This window comes from Streptomyces sp. HUAS TT7 (assembly GCF_051550175.1).
Taxonomy (GTDB): Bacteria; Actinomycetota; Actinomycetes; order Streptomycetales; family Streptomycetaceae; genus Streptomyces.
Genome location: NZ_CP196175.1, coordinates 8,558,218 through 8,579,399, shown reverse-complemented (window position 1 = coordinate 8,579,399; position 21,182 = coordinate 8,558,218). Strand labels below are relative to the sequence as shown.

The window sequence follows — 21,182 nt, the reverse complement described above, 5'->3', positions numbered from 1 at the left end:
GTACCGGATTCGTGCTGCCGAACCGCCCGGTCTCCGAGCGTCCAGGTCCCCGCCCACTGCGGGCTGGGCACCAGCACGCAAGCCACGAGGAACGAGTCGCCCCCCGGCACCAGCCCCCTTCCGGGCTCGCCGGACGACCCACCCACAATTTCCCGCCCCCCTGTGGGGCTCGCGCAGCGAATGGGAGTGTCTGTCATGGACCCCGTCTACGAGCACCTGGTGACCACACTGACCACCAAGTTCGAAGTGCCGCCCGACCGTGTGTCACCTCAAGCCACCCTCGGCGACCTCGAACTCGACTCACTCGCCCTCGTCGAGCTGTACGTCACTCTGCAGGACCACTGGAGGATCCCCCTCGACGACAGCACCGCCAAGCCCGAACTCACCCTTCACCAGGTCACCCAGGCCGTCAAGAATCTTCAGGACGAGTACCACGACGGGCACGGGTCGGAGCAGTGAACCCCGCCATCGTCGTCACCGGCACCGGCCTGGTCACTCCCGGCGGCACCGACACCGACACCACCTGGGACAGCGTGTGCGCCGGCAAGTCCGCGGCACGTCGCGACCCCGAACTCGACGGACCCCCCGTCCACCTGTCCTGCCGCGTGCCCGGCTTCGATCCCGCAGCCCTCCTCCCGACACGACAGCCCTGGCGCTACGACCGCGCAACCCAATTCCTGCTCGCCGCCGCCTACGAAGCCGTCCACCATGCCGGGCTCGAACCCCGGACCTGGGACGCCTCCCGGGTCGCCCTGGTCATCGGGAGCGCCGCCGGCGGCATCGCCACCCTGGAAACCCAGCACCGCAAACTCCTCAGCACCGGACCAGGCACCCTCTCCCCGCTGACCCTCACCGCCTACCTGCCGAATATGGCCGCCGCCCACCTCGCCCTCGAACTCGGCGTCACCGGCCCGGCGTTGCACACCTCCAGCGCCTGCGCCTCCGGAGCCACCGCCATCATCACCGCAGTCCTTCTCCTGCACACCGGCCAGTGCGACATCGCCCTGGCCGGCGGCACCGACGCCATGATCACCCCACTGTGCGCCGCCGCCTTCACCAAGATGGGCGCCCTTTCCACGAACCATGACGAACCGTCAGCAGCCTCGCGCCCCTTCGACAAGGACCGCGACGGCTTCGTCCTCGCCGAAGGCGCCGGCCTCCTCGTCCTGGAACGCGCCGCGCACGCCCAGGCCCGCCGAGCCCGCCCCCTCGCCGTTCTCACAGGCCACGGCGCCACCAGCGACGCCCACCACCCCACCGCACCCCATCCCGAAGGACGAGGCCTGCGCAGCGCCCTCACCCAAGCCCTCAGCAGCAGTGGCGCAAACACTGCCGACGTCGACCACATCAACGCTCACGGCACGAGCACCCGCCTCAACGACCAGGTCGAAGCCGGTGCCATCCGGGACATGTTCAGTCCCACCACACCCAGCGTCACCTCCGTCAAAGGCGTCCTGGGCCACACCATGGGCGCCGCCGGCGCCATCGAAGCCGCTCTCACCGTCACCAGCATCGACCGCGGCGCAGCACCACCCACAGCCAACTTCAGCCAACCGGACCGGACAACGGCCGGGCTCGACATCATCACCAGAAGCCCACGCCGCCAAGCCATCCACCTCGCCCTCAGCCACTCGCTCGGCTTCGGCGGACACAACACCGTACTGGCCTTCGCCCGCCCGTAAGGAACCGCGAAAGGCCGCGAGGCCACCCCGACCGCGCGCGTGCCCGATCACCCGGGTCACCCGACCGGACGGCGCGTTGTCCCCCGCCGGGCAGGGTCCGAGTGCGGCCCGGCCGGATGACGGCGGAGCACCTGTTCCGCGCGGCCCGCTATCGGCCTCGGAGACGGAGGGAGACGAGGATCAGGTCTCGGAGTTCGTCGGGGGCCTGGGGGTGGTGACCCGCGGCTATTTCGGCAAGGGTGATGAACTGTCCGGGATAGACCATGACGGGCAGGTCGCGGCGTGTGAGGCAGCAGAAGACAGCGAACTCTTCGAGGAAGTAGGCGCTGGACGTATCGATGCGCTGACGGCGTTCGGCCTCACTCACCATGGGCGAGTATTTGGCGTGGTAGGCGCGCCCGAAGGCTTCCACCGAGGCACGGAAGGCATCGTCCTTGGTGAACAGGGTGCACAGTTCGTAGTGGAACTCCGCGTACTCCTCGGTTTCCTGGACCTCGCTGCAGGTGACGACGGTGAAGTCGGTCACCGCACGGTAGGCGTCCAGGACCGGTTGCTGGGCGTGGACGAACTGCCGGCCCAGATCGAGGGCGTGCTCCAGGGCCTGGTCGGGGTTCATGCCGCGGGTCGAGGCCAAGGTGAGACGGTGGATGCTGTCGCCGATCAGCACAGTGCAGCGAGTGAAGCGCCGGGAGACCCAGCTGAGCATGCTGTCGAACTTGGCCGGGGCGAAGCTGCTGTTGTCCAGGCTGACCCCGAGGAAGCACGCCTCGTGGTCTTCGAAGGTGTTCTGGTGGGCTGCGGGTGACACGGAGTGGATCGCGGCCTTGTAGCGAGTCCGGCGTCTCTCCTCCGGACGCGTGGAGGAGTGGGAAGGGGCAGGGGGAACTGTCTGGTTGTCCACGGTGATCTTCCGCCTGAAGTCATCGTCTGATACGGGTAGTTGGTCTATCTGATGACGTCCGGCGCAAAAGCGTTCCTTCAGATTCCAGCAGGTTCCAGGCCACGCACGAAGAGCACGAACAGTCCGGCGACCTGGTGTGACACCCCTGACCGAGCAGCACTGGCCCCGCCCCCACGACATCACGCCCACCAGCTCAGGGGGTACACCCGTGCCCAGCGGCGAAGTGTCGTGGCGAACGCCATCGGTCCGCCGAACGACCCCACTCTCGGACGAGATGGCGAGATAGCGAGATGGGCGCAGTGTCACACAATGCAACCGTCCCCGTTTCCTTCTCGTCTTGTAATGCGCGACCAACACCCCTGCCCCACGGAGACGAGGGGCGGTACCGATACAAGGAACAGGCTCCCGATGACGCACCCCCCGACGCTCACCCAGCCGCCCCAGTCCAGCCCGCGACCGCCCCGCCGCAGGCGTTCCCGTACCAAGGGCTGGGTGATCGGCTTGGTCGGCACGGCCTGCCTCGGGGTGGCGGCCTGGCAGGTCATGGCGTACTACGAAATACCTCCTTTCACGGACAAGGGCGACAGCATCTCCTTCGCCAAGTCCGGTCGCGGCGACGGCCCCCAGGCCGCCGACTCCAAGGCGCAGATGGCGACGGGCCCCGAGGCGTCCTTCGAGATCTCCGGGCACGCCGACGACGGCAGCAAGATCAGTGTCACCACCCTCACGGGAAAGAAGTCGGGCTTCACGGGCAAGGTATGGGTGTGGGCACCCAAGGAGTACTTCGACGAGCCGAAATACAAGAACAGTGGATTTCCTGTGCTGATCGCCCTGCCCGGAGGATCGGGATTCCCGAACAATTACTTCGGTTTTGACAACGGGACCATAAAGCTGGAGTCGTCCATAGCCAAGTGGGTCAAGGAGGGCAAGAGCCTGCCGTTCATCCTGGCCATGCCGGTACTCAACCCGGAGGACACCGACAAGAAGGGTTCCCCGCACCCCGGCCGGTACTGGGACGGCAGTGATATCCCCGGTCAGCCCAAAATGGGAACCTGGCTCACCGAGGACGTTCCTGACCTGATCAAAGCCAACTTCCGTACGATCAAGGCCCGCGACGGCTGGGGCTTCATGGGCAACTCCACAGGCGGCTTCGCCGGACTCAAGTCCGTGCTGCAAAAACCGGACAAGTTCAAAGCGGTGATCGCCAACGGCCCCGACATCGTTCCGGACTCCCTGCTGTGGGCGGGGCACGACAAGGAAAAGGCGGCGAACAACCCCCGGGTCCTCGCCCCGAAGCTCATTGAGCGCGGTGGCCCGGATGTCTACCTCGGCTTCCAGATCGGCGACGGCAAGGGCGAGGCGAACGACAAGAAGCAGATCGACAGCTTCATATCCCAGTACGGGAAGGGCCCGATCAAGACCAAACTCCATGTCATCCAGGGCGGCCAGCACAACGGCGCGACCTACCTCCCGAACATGGATACCGGCGGCATGATCCAGTGGATCAGCCAGCACATGCAGGGCCCAGTCGACTGAACCCTCGGGCCGGCCCGGGTGAGCCTCGCGGTTGGTCTCGAAGGTGGCGCCGGTACGCCTCGTCCGTGATTTTGGCCGTCCGGAGCACTGGGTGACCCTGGTCGACCTGCATCATGGGCCCACTCGCCGGGACAGCCACCGCCTTTGTGCGCTCCACGGTGGGACCCGCGGTGCGCCTCAGCCCTCTGCGTCCGTCGACAACGAGCACAAAGGCCCGGATCCGCTACTGGATCCGGGCCTTTCTCGTGCACCATCGCGCGGACGGCTGCCTCGGCCGCTCACATTCGGTTCAGCTGGGATCCGCCGACACGGGTTCCGACACGGCCTGCGCCTCGTCCAGCCCGCCCGCCTGGCGCTCCTCGCGTCGCCCGACCAGCCGGTCAACCGCCGACAGCCCCAGCCCGAGGAGATAGAAGAAGGCGGCCAGGCACACGCAGTTGATGGTCACCATGAGTCCGCTGTGCTGGGTGAGGTCCAGAAAGGGATAGGGGTAGCGGGTGTCGCCGCCCACCATCGCACCGCGGATCAGCGCGAACCCGAGATAGCCCAGCGGGTAGCCGAGCCAGTAGAGGGCGTGCCGTGCGCGCAGCTGTCCGCGCGGGCCGAACAGCAGCCAGTCGGCCAGCGCCATCAGCGGCGCGAGCACATGCAGCAGCACACTGTCCCACTGATAGTGGGACTCCTCCTGCACGGTGTAGAAGGGGCTGGCCGGGTTGGCCAGCAGGAGGTTGAAGACCAGCCCGGTGATCAGCGCGTAGAGGGTGGCCGCACCCTTGACGGCAGGCGACGGCCCGCGGCCGCCGCGCAGACCGCTCCAGGCGAGGGCGCCGAAGCAGACCGCCAGGATCAGGTTGGACTGGAAGGTGAAGTAGATCCAGAAGTCGGCCGGTCCCGGATCGGCGATACTGCTGTACGCCTCACCGGTGAGGCCGGCCGCGCCGACCAGGAACAGCAGAGACCGGAAGGCGGTCCTCCCGTCGAGTCCGGCCCTCTTGAGTACGGCCATGGCGCTGCTCCCCCTCCTCGGATAATCCCGCCGATCGGCTAAGAGCAGTCATGTTACTGGCCGGAAACCATCGGGGCGGGGCCGGCCCGCATGGAGGCCGCACGGACGCCACCCAGGAGATCGAATACGTCCCGAACTCCGGCCGCTGGCCGAACACGTCCAGCCAGCGACGTCGCCCCGACGCGATGACCTGGCATCCCGTCTCCCTGTGGGTACGTCGTAGAGTTGCCGGGATGACATCACAGCACGTTCACGAGTCCGGCCCGAACGCCTTCGGCGAGGGTGACGAGAGCGTCGAGGAGTTGCTGCGGGGCGCGCATGTCCGGCTGCTGGCCCTCGATTCGCTCACCCCCGAGATAGCCGGGGCCTTGCGGTACGCGCGGGTGGTGGCCGAGGGACTCGTCTTCGCCTATGCCCTGGACCGGCCGACCAGCGTGCGCATCCTGACGGATCGGGATGTGGAGCGGGTGGGCATCGAGGCCCTGGGCGCGGCGGCGTACGCGAACCTCATGCGGGTTCCCGTCGAGCACGACGAAGTGCCGTTCGAGGATGGGGTCCGGCTGCACACCGTCTATGGTGACTCGCATTTCGTCGCGAGTCAGGCTCTGTATCTGTCCGAAGCGGTCCGGCGGACCACCGGCGAGCCGCTCCCGGACGACGGCGCGCTCGTGGTGGTGCCCAGTCGGCACAATTTCGTCTACTACCCGATCGCCGACGGCTCCGTGGTCGACGGCCTCAACAGGCTGGCCGCATACGCGCTGGGTGCGTACGAGGACAGTGGGAGGGCCGCGCTGTCCCCGCGGGTGTACTGGTGGCACCGCGGACGGCTCACCTCGCTCACGGTCATCGACCCCGACACCCGCACCTTCTCCTTCGACCTGCCGCCGCGGCTGCTCGCTCTGGTGAAGGGTCTGACGCGCCTCGACCGTGCCGGGCGCCTGCCTACCCGCATGGCGTCCCAGGCACCACAGGATGCCGAACTTGCGCGCTTGGCTGCCGGGTTGATCGACGGCCTGGCGCAGGACGAGGCCCGGCTCGGTGAGGCGTTCGGCGCGGCCGCCGCCCTGGCCCACGCCCGTTGCGCCGACGATCCTCAAGCCGCGCACGTCGACACCTGGTACGCCTGGGCCACCGCACTACAGCTCGGCTGTGCGCGGTTCACCGGTGCCGAGCCACAGGAGTGCCACCTGGGCGGAGACCTCGTCGCCTCCCTCCCCGCCCTGCGCGCCGAACCGCCCGCGGACGCCCGGGGCTGGCTGGATGCCCTCTACCTGGCGGTGGTGTGCCGGAAGATGGACCGGATCCGCCGGCTGTGCGAGGTGCCGCTGGAGCGGCTGCGCGAGGACGACTCGGTCGACGAATACGTCCTGCACTGGATCGACACCCTGCAGACCTACTTCTCGAACGGCCCCATGGACAACACGGTGCAGGCACTGACCGCCACGATGAAGACATCCATGCCGGACGCCGTGACCCACGCGCCAACGGACTTCATCAACCGGATCGACTACCAGCCGTTCGCCCTCTTCCACCGCCTCATCACCGGCGACCACACCGGGTTCGCCACCACGCTCACCGAAGCCATCGAGAATCACGCCGATTTCTGGGGCGCATCAACCGCACCACGCGCCCGCGTGGCTCTCGGTCCGCTCGCGATGGCGAGCCTCGCCTTCGACTGGGACATCCCGTTCGACCGACAGCAGGCCCATCTGCCCACCTATCTCCTCAACCGCGAGCGCATCGAGGATATCTGACCACCCGTCAGGGACCACACCAGTGTCGGCGAGACTTCATCCGGCTGGTGGCCAACCACTCCGTGCGCGGTGCTGCAGGCCGTAGAGCGCGGCCTGTGCCAGCAGTCGGGGGACGAGTTCCCCGTCGTCGATCGCAACGGCCTAGTCTACGCGCTCATCCACTGCGACGTGACCACCACCGCGTACGGTGAACTCATCACTGCCGACCGCACGGCTTACGGAGATCGTCGGCCGCCGGCGTGCGGCAAAGGCGAGTTGACCTGGCCCGGGGCTCGAAGGTCGGTTGGGCGCCACTGCGCTCACAGGGCTCGGGCGACACGAGAGCTCCACATGGCCGGGTTCGGCCGGGGGCCGGTTGCGGCCAAGTCAGGTGGTGCGAAGCCATCGACAGAGCGTGAGCACGCTGTCTAGCGTGCGGGGCAGACTCTCACCCCCACCGCTGGAGGATCCCCATGAGACGTACACGTCGAAGCACCCTCGCTGCGGCCACCGCGCTCGCGGCGGCGCTGGTCTGCGCGGCTCCGATGAGCGCGAACGCCACAGCGGGTCCGGGCAACGCCCAGCATGGCCGGCACGGCTCCGGGCACGAGACGCTGTGGACCACACCGAGCACCATCAGCAAGGACGACAACACCGAGTTGGTCGGCATCGACCCCACCACCGGCAAAGAGGTGGCGCGCTTCGGCATCGGCAAGGAGGCCGAGACCTGGGCGATCGCCCTGTCGAAGGACCAGCGCACCGCCTACCTCGCGAACCATCACAGCGGCACGCTGTCCGTGGCGGACCTGGTCGGGCACCGGCTGCTCAACGAGATCCCGCTGGGCGTGGACGCCGACGCCATAACGCTCTCGCCCGACGGGCGGACGGCGTACGTGACCAGCATGGTCGCACAGTCCCTTTCGGTGGTGGACCTCACGGCCGGCAGGGTCGTCAGGACGGTCGGCCTCGGTGCACCCGCGCAGGGCGTGGCGATCAGCCCTGACGGAAGAACCGCGTACCTGGGCATCTACTCCAGGAACCGGATCGACCGGATGGACCTGTCGAACTACCAGGTGACTGCCTCATACACCGGCGGCAAGGCACCTCGCGAGGTGTTGCTCAGCCGCGACGGCAACACGCTGTACGCCACCGACTACTACGGCGGCACGGTCTCGGAGTACCAGGTGGACGATCCGGCGGCGAAGCCCCGTCAGGCGCAGGTCGGTGGGCAGCCGTTCAAGGCACAGCTGTCGAGGGACGGCAAGAGCCTGCTCGTGGCCAATACCGCGAAGAGCAGTGTCTCGGTGGTGGACACCCGCACTCTGAAGGTCCGGCGGATCGCCGTGCCCGACTCCTTCGGCACGCTGGCTCTGGCGCCCAGTGGCAAGCAGTTGTTCCAGGCGCAGGAGAACAAGGGCGGCATCACCTCGATCGACCTGGAGGCCGGCAGGACCACCGCGACTCTGGACGCCGACGGGCTGCCCCAGGCCACCTCGCTGGCCCTGACGACCGGTTGACGCAGTCTGCACGGACGCGCTGCGGCTGGCGGGTTGTCCAGGCCGCCGGCGGATTCTGTCGGGACCGGTGGCGGCCGGATAACCTGCGAGAGTGTGGGAAGCGGTGGGGTTGGGTCAGGCCGAGGAACGGGTGTACCGGGCGCTGGTGCGGCTCGGCAGAGGCACGGCCCGGGAGTGCACGGCGGAAACGGGCTTGGCGGAGGCCGAGGTCCGAGCCGCACTGCGGGGCTTGGCCGGCTTCGGGCTGGTCACGCCCGTCGACCCGAGTGCCCGCGACGATGCGGCAGGGGCCGACGCCGAAGTGTGGGTGTCGGCGGATCCGCAGGTGGCGCTCGGCGCGCTGCTACGGCGCCGCCGCACGGAATTGGACCGCATGCGGCAGTCGGTGGACGAGCTGTCCGCCGAGTACCGCGAGGCCCAACTGCGGGACGACCCCGGGCGGTTGACCGAGGTGGTACGAGGCGGCACGGCGCAGTACGCCCGGGTGCAGGACCTGCTGGCCGGCACGGAGAAGGAGCTCCTGACGCTGGTCGGCCCGCCCTTCCTGGACCCGGCCGATGACAGTCTGGCCCCGATGCAGCGGCTCTTGGAGCGCGGCGTCGAGTGCCGGGCCGTGCACGCCGCGGAGGTTCTCGCCGCGGATGGTGGCTGGCGCCAGGCTCAGCGGCTGTCGGAGTTGGGCGAGCGGATACGAGTGCTGCCGAGCGTGCCGGTGAAGCTGGTGATCGCGGACCGGCGGCGGGCGTTGCTGCCCCTGTCCACCCGTGCCGACCGGATGATGGACAGCGCGGTATTGGTACGCCACTCGGCGTTGACCGACGCGCTGGTGGCCCTGTTCGAGCAGTTGTGGGAGCGGGGCGCTCCGCTGGGAGCGATGGACGGCGCACGAATCGGCGATGGCGCGCCGGCTGCGTCGGCACCGGCACCGGCACCGGATGACGTGCTGCTGGCGATGCTGGCCGCGGGTTTGAAGGACGAGGCGATCGCGCGCCAACTCCGCATCAGTGAGCGGAGCCTGCGACGGCGGATGTCGGTGCTGTTGGGTCGGCTGGCAGCAACGAGCAGATTCCAGGCGGGAGTTCAAGCGGCACGGCGAGGGTGGCTGTAGGGCCGGCTGTAGGACCCCGCAGAACTCGCGCCCACATCGGCGTACTCCTCGTCGGTGACGGGCTCCGGCCAAGGGGTGTCCTCGCCGCCGCCGGCGACGATCGAGGTGGGCCATGAGGTGGGTGTTACCTCGTGCCGACGTGCGCGACCAGGCGGCCACCGACGAAGGTGTGGGTCGGGTTCAGGTCGCGCAGGGTGTCGCTGGGGCAGTTCGCAGGGTCGCGGTCCCAGATGGTGATGTCGGCGAGGCGGCGGAGGGTGAGGGAGCCGCACAGGTGTCTCTCGCCGGTGAGGTGGGTCGATGCGTTGGTCCCAGTCCGCGGCCGGGACCAGGTGCTCCACCAGGTACAGGGCGTTGTCGATCAGTCGGCTGTTCAGCGACACCGTCGGCCTCTGGGAGACGGCCACCGGCATCGACACCACCCCGCTGCTGGCAACCGTCAAACGCATGGGCGTGATCCGCCACTGACGACGGTCCGCCTCGCACAGCACGCCCCGAAGGCCGCCATTTCAGGGCCACTCAGTGACGTCAGAGCCGCCACTACGCCGTACACATCTCCCTGTTCCCCAGCAGTTCGGACAACGAAGCAAGGATCTTGGCTCTCCCCTGGATGACGACCCGGGGCCCTGTGTACACGCATACCCAGGGCACGGGACAGAGCGTCAGGTAGAGCTGATGCCGGTCCAGAGGTCGCCGACGATGCAGCCGGACTCGGTCTCATAGCCGTGGGCCTGGCCTGATGAGGGCGTGCAGACCAGGGGCCACCTTGATACGCATTCATGTCGGGCCGGAGGGATCAGGCAACGTCAGGATCTGCTCCCTGCCCGAATCCAGGTGCCATCAACGGCCGTGACGCCCTGCTGGCGGCAAAAGATGCCCAGGACACTGACCCGACGAGGCGTCCGACTCCGGAGCGGATGAGTTGCTGCCACGCTCACGGACGAGGAACGCATCTGCCTGGCCCGGCGCGCGGGGACGGCGGCAGGCCCGGCACTCCTTCCCGTCGGTGCGACGACGGGTGCTCCGGTCCGGCGCGGGCCACGGATTCTGCCCATGCCTGGCGTGCCGAGAACCGAAGAACGACGACGCGTCTGTCGTCACGCCGTGCCCCCGGCTCGCGGTGTCGTCATACTCGTACGGCCCAGCCAGCGTTGCGAGTGAGGCTCGCTGGCGATGTCCTGACGGGCATGGGCTACCACATAGAACGCCCGCGTGAAGCGGGCACCACACGACGTGATGCTCTGGGTATGGCCATGGCGCTGCTGGGCGGCGCCTTCGCCGTGGGGATGGCGGCGCCGGAGGCCACCGCGCCCCCCGATGACGACTGCTTGATCGAGTACGACGCCGAGTTCGAGGAGGCGCTCGCCCTGGCGGAAGCCGAGCTGCCGGACGATACGCCCCGGTTCGGTCCGCCCACCAAAGGCGTGCTGCCGCTGCGGCGGGGCTACCGGGTCACCGAGCGCTACGGAGTCCGAGGCAACTGGGCCAGCGGGCACCACACGGGCGTCGACCTCGCGGTGCCGCGCGGGACGCCGGTGTACGCCGTGGGCGGCGGCACCGTGGTCCTCGCAGCCCGGTCGGGGTCGTACGGCAACGCAGTGACCGTCCGCATGCCCGACGGGCACTACGCGGTCTACGCCCATCTGCACCGCATCCGCACGCGCAAGGGCGCCCCCATCCCCACGGGAGCCCGCATCGGGGACAGCGGCAGCACCGGGCGTGCCACCGGCCCGCATCTGCACCTGGAGATCCGGGCCCGGCGCGGATACGGCTCGGACATCAACCCCGTCAGCTATCTGGCCCGGCGGGGCGTCGCGCTCCACGGCTGACCGTGACCGCGATGCATCGCCGGACCGGCCGGGTTGCCGGGTCAGGCTGCTCCGGTGAGGTGACGTCCGCCCCCTGTCAGTCCCCTCGACGTGTGGAGATCTTCGCGTGTACCCGCCCCGCATTTGGCCGCGGCCAGCTGCGAAGACGCAACAACAAGTTCGACATGGTGACGCTCGCCCACCGCACGGCCGAGCAGACGGCGGGACGACAGGTCGACGATCGTGGCCAGGCAGGGCGTGCCCTCATCGGTGACACCCGGAGTGTTGCGGCGCTCGCCCTGTACATCCAGTGGGAGCAACACACCGTCATTCCCCGCCGGCACACCAAACACGTCACTCCGGACGCCAGGACCACGACGTACGCCCCAGTGCATGGATCGCCAACCAGAGAGGCCGGTGCGCCCAGGTGCACGAAACCCGACTCGCCCAGCTCGCCGAGCCCGGGAAACCACAGACCCGGGACAGCGCCCGCCCCCCGTTCCGACACGCAAGCAGAGCTCTCACCCGTCACGTCCTCCAGGCTGACCTGGTCGGGTGCAGTTCTTCCGGAACCGGCGTAACACCTCGCCCTTCCGCGCATGCCTTCAGATGGACGTTGACACACGGCGTCCCTGACCAATCAGGAGAGAAGACATGCGCATCCGATCCACCCTCATCGCAGCCGCCCTCACAACTACCGCCGTCCTCGGCGGCGCCGGCATGGCCACCGCTGACGACGCCATGCCCCCCTCGTCATCCCTTGACGGCACCATGCAGCTCAACCTCGATGGCGCAGGTCAGTCCATGGGCAACGGCCCCAGCGGATTGGGCAATGGCTCCATGGGCAATGGCTCCAGCGGACCCGCCATGATCGACCAGAACTGACCCTTCATCGGGACAGGCCGACCCTCACGCTGCCTGGACGAGCGCCGCAGGTTCGCGCCTCAACGACACACGCCCGAACGGACGGCGCGTCAGGAGGGCCGGGCCAGTGGCCTGCCGATGCACAGCTCGACGGGCATCGCCTTGTCCAGGTGTTCTACCTGGTCAGGGCACGGGGCACAGGGACTGTCAGCCATACCCGGACCGCAGTTGTTCAGCGTTCTGAGCATCGGGCGGACGGGCAACCACGCGTAGCGCTTGCAAGAGCGACCGCCCCGGTGCCCCGTCCGGCAGCCAACCGGAACCTGCCCCCGTCCAGTCCTTGAGCAACCCGCCCCCTGGTAGGTGCACACCGACGGTAGGGCCCCGAACATGGAGCGGGGCCCTACCGTCGTTCCAGGACCGCCAGGGCCTGCCGGCAACATGGACGCCCCCGATGGCCACGCAACCACCCCACCCACGGCCACCCATCCGCGCCGGACCCGCAGACCAACCTCCCACCCTCCTAATGCCTGGCCATCGGGCACAGGGAATTGGATAGAAGGAGACGCCTGCCCCCGAGCGCCCTCACCCGCGACGTCTGTGTGCTTCGTGGAGCGGCACAGACCCCCGAGCGGATCAAGCACCTTTCAGTGATCGGGATGCGATGGGCATGAGGGCCGTCGTCGGGTGTCGAAGTCCACGGCCCCTCCCCTGTACGGGGCGGTCTCCATGTCTCGGCAGGTGTCGGGGTGTCTTCGCTGCAGCGTCCTGTGTCGCGCCCCAGGCGCGCGGTGTTCAACCCCCGTACATTTGCCCAGAGTTGAGTGCCTCTTTTAGCACCCTCCGGCAGTCCGTGCAGCATGGGAGCGATCACACTCCCATCCCTCGTATGGACCAAAGAAGATCGTTCCTGCGCGTCCCGTTGGGGTGACACTCGGCGGAATCCTCCTTTGCCACAGGCCTCCGGGGCAGGCTCGACCGGCAACCCCGACCTGCACAAAGGAGCTTGTGATGCGTCTTCGTACCGCCGTGGCTGCCACCTTCGGCGCGTTCGCCCTGTTGGTGACCGTACCGACGTCGGCCAGCGCCGCGACCGGCGACTTCTCCTACAAGTTTGTCGGCCTGGACGGCTCGCCTCAGTCGGTCACGCTCCACGACCCGGCCAGCCCCGGCTGCATCACCCTGCCGGAGGTCGCCGACCCGGGCTCTTCCGAGCCCGCGTTCGCCCCGCACAACAACACCGACACCTGGGTGATGGTGTTCACCGAGCCGAACTGCACCGGCAACTCCTGGACGCTGAGGCCCCACGGGCACCCCGCCACGGACCGCCTCAAGCTGCGCTCCGTATTCCTGACCGACCGCCACTGACCAGCCGCTTGGCTGCTGCAGAACACCATTGGACGCAATTGGACGACGCAGTGGCCCGACATCGACGACAGGCCACTGCGGCTGTCTGAAACCGCCAGGCCCTCGTCCGGAGCGCAGCCGTTCCGGAGCGATCGCGCGCTGCCCGGCCCCGCACGTCCCCGGGCAGCGGACTTGGAACTGATGCAGGCCGCCGACGAAAGGCCCGAGCCGTTCGCCTAAAGTACGCGAAAGTCCGAAGCCGCGGGCTCACTTTGCGCGGTGAGCCCGCAGGCACACAGCCCCCTTCGCGAGGGTGCGGCGCGCTCGGGATGTCGTACAGCGAAGCGAGTGGTGTGAGCGCGCAGGAGTACACGCAGGGCCGAGGCGGATTCGCCGGTGCTGGGCAGATCTTCGGGTGGATGCTCGGGTACGGCTCGGTCGGCGGCCTCGCGCCCACCTCGACCGGCGCGATCGTCTCCGTCGCCCGTGTCCTGGGGTCGGCACCGACGCTCGACCTCTGCACTCCGCCCGTCGCCGCCGACGCACCCCCTCCATCACCTGATCGGTGTCGACCCGGCACGGAGCGCAGACGACGAGGCTGAAGAGACGAGCTCTGCCGCCTCCGGTGGCCTCACTCACACATGCGCCCCTGCCTGGTCTTGTTGCAGATGGCTTCTTCCACCTCCGACCTCGCTCCCTCGGGGGCGGTCACGAGCACGCCGAGACGGCGTCCGCATCTGCCAGTACCGCCCCGAGCGGGGGGCGCGACCGGCCACCGCAGCCGCGCCCCCTGCCCCCCACCGTCACGTATGACGGAGGGCGCTCCTTACCAGGACGACTTGGTGACGCCCGGCAGAAGGCCCGCGTGGGCCTGCTCCCTTACGCGGACCCGGGAGAGTCCGAACTTGCGCAGATGCCCTCGGGGCCGGCCGTCTACACTGTCGCGGTTGCGCACACGGGTGGCGCTGGCGTCGCGCGGCTGCCTGCGCAGTTCGGCGATAGCGGCGCTGCGTTGCTCCTCCGTCGAGGACGGGCGGCGAATGAGCTCCTTGAGCTCGGCTCGCCGGGCCGCATACCGCTCGACGACGGCCTTGCGCTTCTCGTTCTTCGCGATCTTGCTCCGCTTGGCCATCAGACCTTCCCTCCCCGGGCACGGATGCGCGCGACGGCCGCTTCCACGCCGATGACGTCGACGGTCTTGATGGCGCGAGCGCTCAGGGTCAGGCGCACACGGCGGCCCTCGCTGGGAAGCCAGTACCGCTTGCGCTGGATATTCGGGTCGAAGCGGCGGGAGGTGCGCCGGTGCGAGTGGGAGATGTGGTTGCCGAAGCCCGGCTGGGCGCCGGTCAGTTGACAGTGAGCGGACACGGAAGTGACCTGCCTCTCCTTGGGCGAGTTCTTGAGGGAGTCCTTATTGATAATGGAAACCGTTCCCATATAGTAGCGCCATGGCACGCAACGAGCTACGTCCGATCGTCAAACTCCGCTCCACCGCGGGAACCGGATTCACCTACGTGACCCGCAAGAACCGCCGGAACGACCCGGATCGCCTGGTCCTGCGCAAGTACGACCCGGTCGCAGGGCGACACGTCGACTTCCGCGAAGAGCGCTGACCCGAACAACACCCACTACCCCAGGAGGCCCGCCATGAAGTCCGGTATCCACCCCGCGTACGGTCCCGTCGTCTTCCGCGACAAGGCCGGCGGCTTCGCCTTCCTCACCCGTTCGACGCTCACCGGCGACCACACCATCGAGTGGGAGGACGGCCACACCTACCCCGTCGTGGACGTCGAGATCTCCTCGGCGAGCCACCCCTTCTACACCGGTACGGCACGTGTCCTCGACACCGCGGGCCGGGTGGAGCGCTTCGAGCGCCGCTACTCCCGATTCGAGGGCCGCTGATGCGCGAGGAAGGCCGGCTGCCGGTCGTCATCGTCGGCGGCCTGCACACCGACGCCCGCCGGTACGTCGTCGACCGCCTGCTCACGGCAGTACCGGGGAGCGTCGCCCTGCACCACGACCTCTCCACCGCCGGCCAGGGAACCGTGCGGCGCCAAGTCCGTGACGCGTCGGGTGAGTTGTCGTCGGGCGAAGCCCCGCTGTTCAACGACTGTGCCTGCTGCGCCCTGCGCGAGGACCTCGTCCCCGAACTCCAGCGCCTGGCCGGCCACGGCCTGACCCGGCTCGCGGTCGTCGAACTGTGGGACTCGGTCGAGCCCAAGGCGATGGCAGAGGTGGTCGCGGCCCACAGCGGCGACGACCTCAGGCTCACCAACGTGATCACCGCGGTCGACCCGGCCCTGGTCCTGCCCTGCCTCGCCAACGGCGACGACCTCGCCGAAGCCGGACTCGCCGCGGCCGCCACCGACCAGCGCACCATCGGCGACACCTGGGCACGCCAACTGGAATACGCACCCGTGCTCGCCCTCGTGGACAGCGAGGAGGCGGACGATCAGGACCGCGCCCTGCTGGCCCAACTGCACCCCACCGCCCGCCATGTCGACGCGGCCTCGGGCGAGCTCGCACAGCTGGCCTTCGCCGGATTCGATGTGGAAGCAGCCGCCACAGCGCAGCATCCGGCCTGCGCACTCCTGCCGCAGGAGGCCGACGAAGCCGGAGTGACCACCCTGGTCTGGCACCACACCCGGCCCTTCCACCCCGAACGCCTCTACCAGGCACTGGAAGATCTGTGCTGCGCGGCCGCACGCAGCAGAGGACGGTTCTGGCTCGCCGACCGCCCCGACACCCTGCTCGCCTGGGACGCCGCAGGCGGCGCACTCTGCGTCGAAAGCGCGGGCCCCTGGCTCGCATCCCTGCCCGACGCCGCATGGGAGTTGGTCCCACCCGTGCGCCGAGCGGCGGCCGCCCTGGACTGGCACCCGGAACACGGCGACCGCTGCCAGCACCTCGTCTTCACCTCCCCCGGACTCGACCGCACCGGCGTCGAGGAACTCCTCCACTCCTGCCTGCTCACCGACACCGAGTACGCAGCCGGACCTGCGGGATGGAGACACCTGCCCGCGGCCTTCGACTCCCTGCTCGACGCCACGTGACCCGGCAACCCGTACCCAGCAACCAACCTCCCGACTGACCACCCGAGGAACCCACATGACCCGACCCATCAACACCCGCAAGCCGGTGAAACCCCGGTCCAACCCCCTCATCGCGGCCGGCATCACCTACATCGACTACAAGGACACCGACCTGCTGCGCAGGTTCATCTCGGACCGGGGGAAGATCCGCAGCCGCCGCGTCACCCACGTCACCGCACAGCAGCAACGACAACTCGCCGCAGCCATCAAGAACGCCCGCGAGATGGCCCTCCTCCCCTACGCCAGCAAGCGCGACTGACCCCGACCGGCCCGCTCGACCAGGCCCACGACCGAGCCGCCTGCACGTGGTCGCGACGGGGATCGACTTCTGCTACACCCCTCCCGGCACCAACGAGGCGACCGGAGACACCCATGTCTGAGCCCCGATATGGGTGTCTCCGGGGAACCGGGAAAGGTGAGGTACCAGTGTCACATCGAGCCGGCCCGCCACCGCCCGGCCGCGCCGTCCGGACCTGCGGCACTGGCTGAAACCCCAAAGTTCACGGACGCTCGTCCTCGGCCCGCCTCCGGATGGGGCTGTGCCTGACCGGTCCTTCGCTGCGCGCGCTGGACGAGTTGGGGCTTTCCGACGCATGTCTGGCCGAGGGCTACGGCATGAGCACGATCACGCACCTGGCCGTGAACGGCGAGCCCGCGGGCGAGGTCCAGTTGCCGGGCTTGATCGGTGCGCGGCGGCCGGCGACGGTCGGTATCGCGCGCCCCGTACTGCACCGCATCCTGTGCGCGGAAGCCGAGAGGTGCGGCGTAGTGGTACGTCAGAGAGCGACCGTTGCCGCGGTGGATCAGGAGGGGGCACTGGTCCGCGTGCGGTTGTCGGACGGGTCGGTCCGGAGGTCGCGCTGCTGGTGGGCGCGGACCCTCAGCTCCGCATTCCGCAGCCGGCTCGGCCTCTCCCCCATGTCGTACGTCCGCAACCGGCGGCTCGACCGGATTCGTGAGGACATCCTCACCTCCACCGACCCCGTCGGCACGATCGCCTACCGGTGGGGCGTCTCACACCTTGGCCGCTTCGCCGGCGACTGTCGCGCCCGCTTCGCCGAACTGCCCTCCGACACCGCAGCCCGCAGGTGACCCGGCCTCACCTCCGCCCTCCCGCCACCTTGACCGTGACTACCCAGCGCTCGCAATCACTCTGGCAGGCGAGGAAAGGGGCAGCTGAGTTCGGCAGCTCCCCGCGCAGGCAGCCAGGAACTTCGGCCCGTACGCAGGTGACCCCGGGCGCCTTCGGACACGAGCAACTCCCCCCTCCCGGACCCCGGCCAGCCACAGGATGAGCACACCAACCGGCCGCTGCACACCACACGGTGATCCTCATCGAGTGCAACCAGCGGATCGGCGACCGCCACCGGATCGCGCACTCGCGCATGCCTGCCAGCCGCGAACCACACCCAGGTCTGAACGAACCCACCACAATCAGACCCCAAGTCGACTCGGCCGACGCCCCGATGACGGCAGTTGCACAAAACCGCTCGCGGTTGGCAGCCACCGGCGCGATGCTGTCACGATGCCCGCACACACCGCGTACCACGACGAACTCGGCGACTACTTCGCGAAGAACGCCGATAGCAGCCCCTATAACGCGTACACCGACCGGCCCGCGATGCTGGCGCTTGCAGGGGACGTTGCCGGGCTGAAGGTTCTCGATATCGGCTGCGGTGCCGGGCACTACGTGGCCGAGCTCCTCGCGGGTGGCGCCGAGGTAGTGGGAATCGACGGCAGCTCGACTCTGCTGAGTCACGCGCGGGAGCGATTGGGCGACCGGGCCGAACTGCACCTGCACGACGCCGAGGAGCCGCTGGACTTCATCGACGACTCATCGTTCGACGGAGCCGTGTGCGCATTGCTTCTCCACCACATCGCCGACCGGCAGCGTCTCCTCGGCGAACTACGACGCGTCCTGCGCCCTGGCGGGTGGCTGCTGGTCTCGACGACCCACCCGACGGCCGACTGGCAGAAATTCGGTGGCTCGTACTACGCCGACGACTGGGTCGACCTCCCTCTCGCCGGGGGCTCGTTGGCGATCCACTACCAACGCATGCCGCTGGAAACGTTCCTGAACGAGTTGCTGGCCGCCGGATTCGTGCTTGAAAAACTCATCGAGCCTCGCCCGACGCCCAGCCTGCGAGAGCTCGACGAACCCGCCTACAACAAGCTCCACCAGGCTCCGTGCTTCCTCGCGGTCAGGCTCCTGCGGCCCTGACCGCACTCAAGACGAAGCCAAGAATCGCCGTGGTTCCGACCAGCGCGTCGTGGGCCGACCCGATCGAGGCTCAGTCCGGGCCACTGCGCACGTTCGTGTCGGGCAACTCGGGACATCCACTCACACCCTGCCTCCCGGAAAGTCCAGGATTATTACGTGCGGTGTTGCGACGCCAACAGCGTTGAGACCGGTCAGAGGAAATGGCCGCTGGCGAGGTAAGGCGCCGGTACGGGCATTCCACGGACGGCGATGTATCCCTCTTGCCCGATGTCGAGACGGGCGTCCAGGCCGACGTCGATCGCCCACTCGTTCTGGGTGGTGATGCAGTTGACCAAGGTTCTTCCCTGCGATGAGGCCAGGGCTTCCCACAACAAGTTCTGTGCGGTCTCTGGGTGTGCGGCGGCCAGCAGTGAGGCTCGTCCGTGGTCGTCGATGTACACGTAACCCGGCTTCGTCATGTCCCCGGACACGACCAGCCGCATGGTGCCGAGCATGTAGCCGTGGTCAGGACCGTGGCCCGCAAGGCGCAGGCCCTGGTCCAGCCGGTCCATCCACTCGAAGTCGTCGGCTCGGCCCTCCCGCAGGCCGTCAATCGCGGGAAGGGTGGACCTGTCGACGGTGCCGACCATCCGCATCTGCGGGTGCAGTGAGAATCCCGCCAGCCGGTACCGACGGGTGGCGCCCGCGTGGACGCTGGAGGAAAAGATGCCAGGGCGGCTGCCGGCATGGTCGAGAGCGGCACCCATCAGTCGCTTCCCAATGCCCTGGGCCTGATGGCTCGGCAACACGCCGTACGTCGCGAGGAACCACAGACGGCCGCGGTTCTGGGAAATGGCGAATCCGACTACTCCGCCGACCTCAGAATCCTCCTTCACCGCGACCCAGCACCCTCCCGGATCGACGCTCAAGTAGAAGCGCATTCGGTCGATCCACTGCTTCGAGGCATCTGCCGAACGCGGCTCGACCTCCGGATCGCCGACCCGCCTGGTGCTCTGATCCGCCTCGAAGAAGGTCAACGCCGATGCACCTTCCGCCGAGGTGAGATCGTCCTCATGCATCGGCCTGACCTGTACCGAGTCCACCAAGTCCATCGCTTCAGCGTAGGGATCGGCCAGGCTGGCTTGCATCCGGTTATTTCGCGATCACCTCGGACGGCATCACATTTCGCGACTTGGCACCCGCCGGTCCACCGGCAGGCTCCTGGCCCGGGTCAGCCAGTCAACTCCAGCAGGGAGCCAAGGAGTTGGGCCATGCGGAGCCCGGCCAGGTGGATTACGTGGCCGGGCTGCACCGTGACTGGCCTGCCCGTGGCGATCGGCAGCGTCGATCACCGCTTCACTCCCGGTGCGGGCCATGGCGGAGTACTCGCAACCGGACCCGCTGTGCGGCTCCGCGAGCGCATTGTGCACACTTTGTTCTTTATGGTCCTTTACCGACTATCAGGGGATGACTGACGCATGATCACGCTGACGAAGGAAACCGGGCCTGCGGACCTGGACGGAGTCACTCATCTGTCCCTCGGTGTGTCCTGGGACCCCACAGCCGGCAGCAGCGGTGGAGTAGTTGGTCTGCTCCGCCGTAAGACGGGCACCGACCTCGACCTGATCGCCATCGCCATGCAGGGCGGAGACCCGGTGCGTCTGGCGGGCCTCGACTCGTTGGACCCGATGGGCAACGGTTCCTTGGTCCACAGCGGTGACAACCAGACCGGTCGCGGGGATGGCGACGACGAAACCGTCACGGTGGAGTTCGCGCGGGTTCCCTCCAACATCACGTCGATCGTGTTCGTTGCCGCCGCCTTCAAGAAGGGCAGCTCCTTCCAGAAGGCCCGCAACATCAGCTTCAAGGTCTACGACGCGACCGGAGGCAGCTCGCAACAGGTCGCCGACATCTGGCCCAGCCTGCTGACCCAGGACAACGGTTGTGCCGTGGCCAAGGCAACGCGGGCCGGGGCTTCCTGGAAGCTCGAAGTGATCAATGTGACGGGCAAGATCAAGCAGGGTGACGAGCATGCGCTGATGCGCTTCGCCATCAGCAAGTAGCTTGGCGCGACCCGGGCACCGGAGTGGTGCTCGGGCGTGCGCCGGCAGAAGGTCGTCACGGGGAGAGTGACGACTCGGCCCGGCGCTCGCCACGCGTCCTGGTGTGGAAGGGCAGCACTGAGGTCGTCATGACGTCCGGCGGCAGCTCCCTACCGGATCCTCACCGACTGCCTCGACCGACGCCTTGCCTCCTCCGTCGCCCTCCTCGGCGACCAACTCCCCACCGGCCGCACCCACCACGACGCTGAACACCTGTAGTCGCCGCGGCCGGCCTGACCTCCACCGGAGCCGACGCGAGCCGCACCAGGCCCACCACGGACCACCA

General features: G+C 68.3%; 22 protein-coding genes. 17 read left to right on the top strand and 5 right to left on the bottom strand.

Features of this window, described 5'->3' with window-relative positions; all coding sequences use genetic code 11:
* The first annotated feature begins 195 nt into the window (after positions 1-195).
* Both ACSHXC_RS39075 and ACSHXC_RS39070 read left to right on the top strand, forming a co-directional pair.
* Positions 196-459, top strand: coding sequence for an acyl carrier protein (locus ACSHXC_RS39075; protein WP_438296073.1), 264 nt, complete (start codon positions 196-198; stop codon positions 457-459).
* Positions 456-1,682 (top strand): beta-ketoacyl-[acyl-carrier-protein] synthase family protein, encoded by a 1,227-nt coding sequence (locus ACSHXC_RS39070; RefSeq protein ID WP_438296072.1) that lies wholly within the window; start codon positions 456-458, stop codon positions 1,680-1,682. Before ACSHXC_RS39075 ends, ACSHXC_RS39070 begins: the two co-directional genes overlap by 4 nt.
* Before the next feature lie 148 nt (positions 1,683-1,830).
* On the opposite strand, the gene ACSHXC_RS39065 is transcribed toward ACSHXC_RS39070, so the two are convergent.
* Positions 1,831-2,490, bottom strand: coding sequence for a tRNA-dependent cyclodipeptide synthase (locus ACSHXC_RS39065; RefSeq protein WP_438296071.1), 660 nt, complete (start codon positions 2,488-2,490; stop codon positions 1,831-1,833).
* Positions 2,491-2,991: 501 nt separating this feature from the next.
* On the opposite strand from ACSHXC_RS39065, the gene ACSHXC_RS39060 reads away from it, so the two are divergent.
* Positions 2,992-4,119: an alpha/beta hydrolase gene (locus tag ACSHXC_RS39060; protein WP_438296070.1), complete on the top strand. Its 1,128-nt coding sequence runs from the start codon at positions 2,992-2,994 to the stop codon at positions 4,117-4,119.
* A gap of 289 nt (positions 4,120-4,408) precedes the next feature.
* Here the strand turns inward: ACSHXC_RS39060 and ACSHXC_RS39055 are convergent, their stop codons facing one another.
* Positions 4,409-5,125, bottom strand: a complete 717-nt coding sequence (locus ACSHXC_RS39055) for a Pr6Pr family membrane protein (RefSeq protein WP_438296069.1) — start codon at positions 5,123-5,125, stop codon at positions 4,409-4,411.
* A gap of 233 nt (positions 5,126-5,358) precedes the next feature.
* Here ACSHXC_RS39055 and ACSHXC_RS39050 point away from each other — a divergent pair, with 233 nt between their 5' ends.
* The 7 genes from ACSHXC_RS39050 (at position 5,359) to ACSHXC_RS39020 (ending at position 14,104) form a co-directional block, all read left to right on the top strand.
* Entirely contained in the window at positions 5,359-6,879 is a 1,521-nt protein-coding gene (locus ACSHXC_RS39050) for an immunity 49 family protein (RefSeq protein WP_438296068.1), read from the top strand.
* A 452-nt stretch (positions 6,880-7,331) separates the two neighbouring features.
* Positions 7,332-8,375 carry a cytochrome D1 domain-containing protein gene (locus tag ACSHXC_RS39045; RefSeq protein WP_438296067.1) on the top strand — a complete coding sequence of 348 codons (1,044 nt, stop codon included), beginning with the start codon at positions 7,332-7,334 and terminating at the stop codon, positions 8,373-8,375.
* A 91-nt stretch (positions 8,376-8,466) separates the two neighbouring features.
* Positions 8,467-9,483, top strand: coding sequence for a helix-turn-helix domain-containing protein (locus ACSHXC_RS39040; protein WP_438296066.1), 1,017 nt, complete (start codon positions 8,467-8,469; stop codon positions 9,481-9,483).
* Positions 9,484-10,730: 1,247 nt separating this feature from the next.
* Positions 10,731-11,312 carry a M23 family metallopeptidase gene (locus tag ACSHXC_RS39035; protein WP_438296065.1) on the top strand — a complete coding sequence of 194 codons (582 nt, stop codon included), beginning with the start codon at positions 10,731-10,733 and terminating at the stop codon, positions 11,310-11,312.
* A 633-nt stretch (positions 11,313-11,945) separates the two neighbouring features.
* Positions 11,946-12,176, top strand: coding sequence for a hypothetical protein (locus tag ACSHXC_RS39030; protein WP_438296064.1), 231 nt, complete (start codon positions 11,946-11,948; stop codon positions 12,174-12,176).
* 990 nt (positions 12,177-13,166) lie between these two features.
* On the top strand, positions 13,167-13,523 hold the full coding sequence (locus tag ACSHXC_RS39025) for a hypothetical protein (RefSeq protein ID WP_438296063.1): 357 nt from the start codon (positions 13,167-13,169) through the stop codon (positions 13,521-13,523).
* A gap of 332 nt (positions 13,524-13,855) precedes the next feature.
* Positions 13,856-14,104 (top strand): hypothetical protein, encoded by a 249-nt coding sequence (locus ACSHXC_RS39020; protein ID WP_438296062.1) that lies wholly within the window; start codon positions 13,856-13,858, stop codon positions 14,102-14,104.
* A gap of 224 nt (positions 14,105-14,328) precedes the next feature.
* Here the strand turns inward: ACSHXC_RS39020 and rpsN are convergent, their stop codons facing one another.
* Both rpsN and rpmB read right to left on the bottom strand, forming a co-directional pair.
* Complete coding sequence (gene rpsN, locus ACSHXC_RS39015; RefSeq protein WP_438296061.1) at positions 14,329-14,634, bottom strand: 30S ribosomal protein S14; 306 nt, start codon at positions 14,632-14,634, stop codon at positions 14,329-14,331.
* A complete protein-coding gene (gene rpmB / locus ACSHXC_RS39010) occupies positions 14,634-14,870 on the bottom strand; it encodes a 50S ribosomal protein L28 (RefSeq protein ID WP_438296060.1) in 237 nt (78 codons plus the stop codon). The genes rpsN and rpmB overlap by 1 nt, the downstream gene beginning before the upstream one ends.
* Positions 14,871-14,950: 80 nt before the next feature.
* Between rpmB and rpmG the strand changes: the two genes are divergently transcribed.
* The 6 genes from rpmG (at position 14,951) to ACSHXC_RS38980 (ending at position 18,815) form a co-directional block, all read left to right on the top strand.
* Positions 14,951-15,115 (top strand): 50S ribosomal protein L33, encoded by a 165-nt coding sequence (gene rpmG, locus ACSHXC_RS39005; protein ID WP_226599269.1) that lies wholly within the window; start codon positions 14,951-14,953, stop codon positions 15,113-15,115.
* 34 nt (positions 15,116-15,149) lie between these two features.
* Complete coding sequence (locus ACSHXC_RS39000) at positions 15,150-15,404, top strand: type B 50S ribosomal protein L31 (protein WP_438296059.1); 255 nt, start codon at positions 15,150-15,152, stop codon at positions 15,402-15,404.
* Entirely contained in the window at positions 15,404-16,555 is a 1,152-nt protein-coding gene (locus ACSHXC_RS38995) for a CobW family GTP-binding protein (RefSeq protein ID WP_438296058.1), read from the top strand. The genes ACSHXC_RS39000 and ACSHXC_RS38995 overlap by 1 nt, the downstream gene beginning before the upstream one ends.
* Before the next feature lie 55 nt (positions 16,556-16,610).
* Positions 16,611-16,853 carry a 30S ribosomal protein S18 gene (gene rpsR, locus ACSHXC_RS38990; protein WP_438296057.1) on the top strand — a complete coding sequence of 81 codons (243 nt, stop codon included), beginning with the start codon at positions 16,611-16,613 and terminating at the stop codon, positions 16,851-16,853.
* A gap of 272 nt (positions 16,854-17,125) precedes the next feature.
* Complete coding sequence (locus ACSHXC_RS38985; RefSeq protein WP_438296056.1) at positions 17,126-17,686, top strand: helix-turn-helix domain-containing protein; 561 nt, start codon at positions 17,126-17,128, stop codon at positions 17,684-17,686.
* A gap of 433 nt (positions 17,687-18,119) precedes the next feature.
* On the top strand, positions 18,120-18,815 hold the full coding sequence (locus ACSHXC_RS38980; RefSeq protein WP_438296055.1) for a class I SAM-dependent methyltransferase: 696 nt from the start codon (positions 18,120-18,122) through the stop codon (positions 18,813-18,815).
* Between the two features lie 191 nt (positions 18,816-19,006).
* Here ACSHXC_RS38980 and ACSHXC_RS38975 read toward each other — a convergent pair whose 3' ends face one another.
* Positions 19,007-19,906, bottom strand: coding sequence for a GNAT family N-acetyltransferase (locus ACSHXC_RS38975; RefSeq protein ID WP_438296054.1), 900 nt, complete (start codon positions 19,904-19,906; stop codon positions 19,007-19,009).
* Between the two features lie 366 nt (positions 19,907-20,272).
* On the opposite strand from ACSHXC_RS38975, the gene ACSHXC_RS38970 reads away from it, so the two are divergent.
* Positions 20,273-20,857, top strand: coding sequence for a TerD family protein (locus ACSHXC_RS38970; RefSeq protein WP_438296053.1), 585 nt, complete (start codon positions 20,273-20,275; stop codon positions 20,855-20,857).
* Positions 20,858-21,182 lie beyond the last annotated feature (325 nt).